The organism is Microcella sp., assembly GCF_033763155.1.
GTDB lineage: Bacteria > Actinomycetota > Actinomycetes > Actinomycetales > Microbacteriaceae > Microcella.
Genome location: NZ_JANRKZ010000255.1, coordinates 1 through 5,389 on the forward strand (window position 1 = coordinate 1; position 5,389 = coordinate 5,389).

At 68.6% G+C, this 5,389-nt stretch carries 4 protein-coding genes and 1 tRNA gene; 1 reads left to right on the forward strand and 4 read right to left on the reverse strand.

Features of this window, described 5'->3' with window-relative positions; genetic code table 11:
* On the forward strand, window positions 1-673 hold a 673-nt coding region (locus tag SFU54_RS11000; RefSeq protein WP_319016318.1), incomplete at its 5' end, for an aminotransferase class III-fold pyridoxal phosphate-dependent enzyme.
* Between the two features lie 102 nt (window positions 674-775).
* Here SFU54_RS11000 and SFU54_RS11005 read toward each other — a convergent pair.
* The 4 genes from SFU54_RS11005 to SFU54_RS11020 all read right to left on the reverse strand — a co-directional run bounded on the left by SFU54_RS11005 (window position 776) and on the right by SFU54_RS11020 (window position 5,302).
* Window positions 776-1,753 carry a ribose-phosphate diphosphokinase gene (locus SFU54_RS11005; RefSeq protein WP_319016319.1) on the reverse strand — a complete coding sequence of 326 codons (978 nt, stop codon included), beginning with the start codon at window positions 1,751-1,753 and terminating at the stop codon, window positions 776-778.
* A gap of 46 nt (window positions 1,754-1,799) precedes the next feature.
* The gene (gene glmU / locus SFU54_RS11010; protein ID WP_319016320.1) at window positions 1,800-3,251 is read right to left on the reverse strand and encodes a bifunctional UDP-N-acetylglucosamine diphosphorylase/glucosamine-1-phosphate N-acetyltransferase GlmU; all 1,452 of its coding nucleotides are present in this window, start codon (window positions 3,249-3,251) and stop codon (window positions 1,800-1,802) included.
* Between the two features lie 58 nt (window positions 3,252-3,309).
* On the reverse strand, window positions 3,310-4,821 hold the full coding sequence (locus SFU54_RS11015; RefSeq protein ID WP_319016321.1) for an L-serine ammonia-lyase: 1,512 nt from the start codon (window positions 4,819-4,821) through the stop codon (window positions 3,310-3,312).
* Between the two features lie 409 nt (window positions 4,822-5,230).
* Window positions 5,231-5,302: transfer RNA gene (locus SFU54_RS11020), tRNA-Gln, on the reverse strand.
* Window positions 5,303-5,389 lie beyond the last annotated feature (87 nt).

The window sequence follows — 5,389 nt, forward strand, 5'->3', positions numbered from 1 at the left end:
TGGCATCGTGTTGCCCGAGCCGGGCTACCTCGAGGGTGTGCGCGCGCTGACGCGGCAGTACGACGCGCTACTCATCATCGATGAGACACACACGTTCTCGGCGGGCCCCGGCGGCATGACGCGGGCCTACAACCTCGAGCCCGACCTTGTGGTGATCGGAAAGTCGATCGGCGGGGGCATCCCGACCGGGGCCTACGGCCTGTCGGCCGAGTTCGCCGAGCGCGCGCTCGCCCGCACCGACCTCGACCTCGTCGACATGGGCGGCGTCGGCGGCACGCTCGCCGGCAACCCGCTCTCGGTCGCCGCCATGCGCGCGACCCTTGAGCACGTGCTCACCGACGAGGCCTTCGCGCACATGATCGACACGGCGACGTACTTCACGGACGGCGTCAACGAGTTGTTCGACCGCTACGACCTGCCGTGGGCGATCAACCAGCTCGGCGCTCGCGCGGAGTACCGGTTCGCACGGCCCTACCCGATCAACGGCACGCTCGCGGCCGAGGCGGCCGACGGCGAGCTCGAGGACTTCCTGCACCTCTTCCTCGTGAACCGCGGCATCATGCTCACGCCGTTCCACAACATGGCGCTCATGGCGCCGATGACGACGCGTGCCGACGTGGATGCCCACCACGAGGTCTTCGAGGCCGCGATCAAGGAGCTGCTCTCCGTCTGACCGATGGCCGAGACGGCCATCGGCGCTGGCGTCGCGGCGACGGCGAGAAATCGCCGTCGCTCCTCGCTCCAGCGCGCAGCGCCGTCAAACACAGGGCCGCGCTTAAGCGGCGCCGTCAAACATCGAGGTGACCGAACCGTCGTCGAACACCTCGTGAATCGCGCGCGCGATAAGCGGGGCGATCGACAGCACGGTGAGGCGGTCCCACCGCTTGTCTTCGGGAACGGGAAGGGTGTCGGTCACGACAACCTGGTCGACCGCGACATCCTGCAAGATCTCGAAGGCGGGGTCGCTGAACACGGCGTGCGTCGCGGCGACCACCACGGCCGTCGCGCCATTTTTCTTGAGCGCTTCGGCGGCCTTGACGATCGTGCGGCCCGTGTCGATCATGTCGTCGACGATGAGGCACACGCGGCCCTCAACCTCACCGACGATGTCGTGCACCGACACCTGGTTGGGCACGCGCGGGTCGCGGCGCTTGTGAATGATCGCGAGCGGCGCACCGAGCTTGTCGCTCCAGATGTCAGCCACCCGCACGCGACCCATGTCGGGTGACACGACCGTGAGCGTCGAGGGGTCGAGCAGCTTGTGAAAGTGCTCGAGCAGCACGGGCATGGCGAAGAGGTGATCGACGGGGCCGTCGAAGAAGCCCTGAATCTGCGCGGCATGCAGGTCAACGCTCATGATGCGGTCGGCGCCGGCAGCCTTGTAGAGGTCGGCCACGAGTCGGGCCGAGATCGGCTCGCGGCCGCGGCCCTTCTTGTCTTGGCGGGCGTAGGGGTAAAAGGGTGCGACCACGGTGATGCGCTTGGCAGACGCACGCTTGAGGGCATCCACCATGATCAGTTGCTCCATGAGCGCCTCGTTGATGGGCGCCGCGTGCGACTGAATGACGAACGCGTCGCAGCCGCGCACGCTCTCGTCGTAGCGCGCGTAGATCTCGCCGTTGGCAAAGGTGCGCGCATCGGTGTGCACGACGTCGGTCTGCAGGTAGTCAGCGACCTCGTGGGCGAGCGTGGGATGCGACCGACCGGTCACGATGACGAGGCGCTTCTGGCCGGTGATCTTGATGCTGGCCATGAGGTCCCGCCTTCTGCCGCCGAGGCGACGCTGATGTGCTGGTCGGCTACGCGGTTTCGGTATCAGGTTCGGTGTCGGCGGATGCTGCCGCAGCTGCCTCGGCAGCGGCTGTGCCCGGGCGGTTGGCGGCCACCCAGCGTTCGACGTTGCGCTGAGGGGCCACATTCACTGCCAGGGCGCCGGCGGCGACGTCTTTGCGGACGACCGTTCCTGCTCCCGTGTACGCTCCGTCGCCAATCCTAACGGGGGCCACGAACACGTTGTGGGAGCCCGTGCGGGCGTGTGCTCCCACCTCGGTGCGGTGTTTGTTGACGCCGTCGTAGTTGGCCGTAATCGTGCCGGCGCCAATATTGGTGCCCTCGCCCACGGTCGTGTCACCGATATACGAGAGGTGTGGCACTTTGGCGCCGCGCCCGAGCGTCGTGTTCTTCGTCTCGACGAAGGTGCCGACCTTGCCCTTGTCGCCGATAACCGTGCCCGGTCGCAAGTAAGCAAAGGGGCCGACGGATGCTCCCGCCCCGATCACCGCGAGGGTGCCGTCAGTGCGGCTCACGCGCGCACCCTCCCCGACCTCACAGTCGACGAGTGTCGTATCGGGCCCCACCACCGCGCCGCGCGCAATGGAGGTGGCGCCCTTGAGCTGGGTTCCCGGCAGCACTTCGGCGTCTTCGTCAAGGGTGACCGTGCGGTCGATCCACACGCTCGCGGGGTCACTGATCGTGACGCCCGCGAGCTGCCAGCCGCGCACGATCATCGCGTTGAGCCGCTGGGCCGCGTCGCTCAACTGCACGCGGTCGTTGACGCCCGCGACGAGCCAGCTCTGGCCGGCCGGCAGGGCTTCGACGGCGTGGCCGTCTCCGCGCAAGAGGCCGATGACATCGGTGAGGTATTTCTCTTGCGCGGCGTTGTCGGTCGAGACGAGCGCGAGCTTGTCACGCAACGGCGCACTGCGGAACACGTAAGTGCCCGAGTTGATCTCGGTGAGTGCGCGCTCGAGCTCGCTCGCGTCTTTCTGCTCAACGATGCGGTCGAGCGCACCCGAGTCGTTGCGCACGATGCGGCCGTATCCCGTGGCGTCGTCGAGCACGGCGCTCAGCACCGTGGCCGCAGCCTCGTGGCGACGGTGACGATCAACGAGATCGGCCAGGGTCGCCGCGTCGAGCAACGGCACGTCGCCCGAAACCACGAGCACGTCGCCGTCGAAGTCGGCGGGCAGGGCGGCGAGCGCCGCCTCAACGGCACGGCCCGTGCCGGGAATCTCGTCTTGGTCGGCGATGATCGCGTGAGCATCCAGGGCCGAAATCGCCTCAGCGACGCGGTCGCGCTCGTGACGCACGACGGCGACCACGTGCGCGGGGTCGAGAGCGCGCGCGGTGGCGAGCACGTGCCCGATAAGCGGAACGCCCGCGAGGGGGTGCAGCACCTTGGGCGTCTGCGACTTCATGCGCGTGCCCTGCCCAGCGGCGAGCACGATGATGGCGAGGCGCGAGTCGGTCATGCGTCCATTCTGTCAGCGGCGGATGCTCGGCTCAGCACGCGATGTTCACGGCGCCTGCTCAGCACTCGACGAAGTTGACGGCGAGGCCGCCCTCGCTCGTCTCTTTGTATTTGCGTGACATGTCGTCGCCCGTCTGGCGCATCGTCTGCACGACGGTGTCGAAGCTGATGAGGTGCGTGCCATCGCCGTGCATCGCCATGCGGGCCGCCGCCACGGCCTTGCCGGCGCCGATGGCGTTGCGCTCGATGCACGGCATTTGCACAAGGCCCGCGACGGGGTCGCAGGTGAGGCCGAGTGAGTGTTCCATGGCGATTTCGGCGGCGTTCTCGATTTGCTCGTTCGTGGCGCCGAGCAAGTGGGCAAAGCCCGCGGCTGCCATCGACGCGGCGGATCCGACCTCGCCCTGACAACCCGCCTCGGCGCCCGAAATGCTCGCGTTCGACTTGATGAGGGCTCCCATGGCCGCAGCCACGAGCAAGAACTCTTCGCGCGCTCGATCAGCGTCGTCGACAGCGATGACATCGATCGCGTGTCGCATGACAGCGGGGATGATGCCCGCTGCGCCGTTCGTCGGCGCGGTGACCACGCGGCCACCCGCAGCGTTCTCTTCGTTGACGGCGATGGCGTAGGCCTGCAGCCACTCCAGGCTCGTGTCGCGCGTCGGCTCGGCGTCGAGGGCGCGCAGGTTGTCGGCCATGCCTGCAGCCCGCCGCGGAACTTTCAGCCCGCCAGGCAAGATTCCCGTGCTGCTCAGACCCGCGTCAATGCAGTCGTTCATCGCGCGTGCGATCGTGCGCAGTGCCGCACTGGTTGCCTCCTCCCCGCGCACGGCCGCCTCGTTGGCGCGTGCGAGCTGCGCAATGCTGAGCCCGTGCTCACGGCAGAGGCGCAACAACTCGTCTGCACTGTCAAATCGGTAGGGCACCGTTATCGACGCGCTCTCGTCGCCGTCATCGCCCTCGCGATCGACAAAGCCGCCGCCGACCGAGTAGTAGGTCTCGTCGGCGAGCACGGTGCCGGCGGCATCGCGCGCCGTGAGAGTCAGGGCGTTCGGATGCCGCGGCTTGAGCTCGCGCGGAGCAAAGCGCAGCCACGCGGCCGCGGTCGGCGTGCCGGCCGCGCCGCTGGCTGCGCTGGCCGTGCTGCTCTCGGCCTCGGTCGACGTGCCCGCGCCCGTCGCACGCACCGCGCCGGGCACCGCGTCGACCGTCGGGACGATTTCAATGGGGTGCGTGCCGCCGAGGCGCAGCATCCCGTTCGCAGCGTCGGCGACAACGCGCTCGACGTCATCGCGCGTGACGGTCTCAACCGCGCATCCGCTGAGGCCTGCAAGAACCGCGCCTGGAGTGCCGTGGCCGACCCCCGTCGAGCCGAGCGAACCGAACAACACGCACTCGACGCTCGCCACCTGCTCGAGCCGGTCGCCCAGGCCGTCAACAAACGCACGAGCTGCCCGCAGTGGGCCGACCGTGTGCGAACTCGACGGGCCAATGCCGACCTTGAACAGGTCGAGCGCCGAAATGAACGCGCGCTCGGCGAGCGGGGTAGCGAGGGCGATGGGGATGCTCACGACGGCTCCTTGGCACGGGCCAGCCAGCACTGCCACGGGTGGGGCAGCCGCTCGGCCGGGGGTGGGTCGGCGGCGCGCAGCAACCCGTCGTGCGGGCGCCCTCGAACCGCTGCGCCCATTCTGGCGCAGGTCGTTCGCGGCCGCACGATTCGCGCAGTGCGCGTATGCGCGGCGCGGCGCTCGCGTTTGCTCGACCTGGCGCCACCGCGCGAGTGCGCGCAGCGCGGCGCTCGCGCGTGGTGCGGTTTTTCGCGCGTGGTGCGAAACGTTCGGCGCCAAACGCGAAAAAGTGCACCAAACGCTGGGCGGGGGGGCGCGGAGCTACTCCCACGCGCGGAGCGCCAGCCCGCGGCGCCAAGCCGCGCCGTATGGCGAGCAACTCCCACGCGCGGAGCAATCCACTGGATTGCTCCGCCCCCAGGATTCGAACCTGGACCTAACAGCTCCAAAGGCTGTCGTGCTGCCGTTACACCAAGGCGGATCGCGCGAAACGCGCGCGTCTAGTCTGCCAGAGCGCGAGCAGGCTTCTGTGACGTATGGGCTCGGGATGCCCGCCTCAACGTGCGAC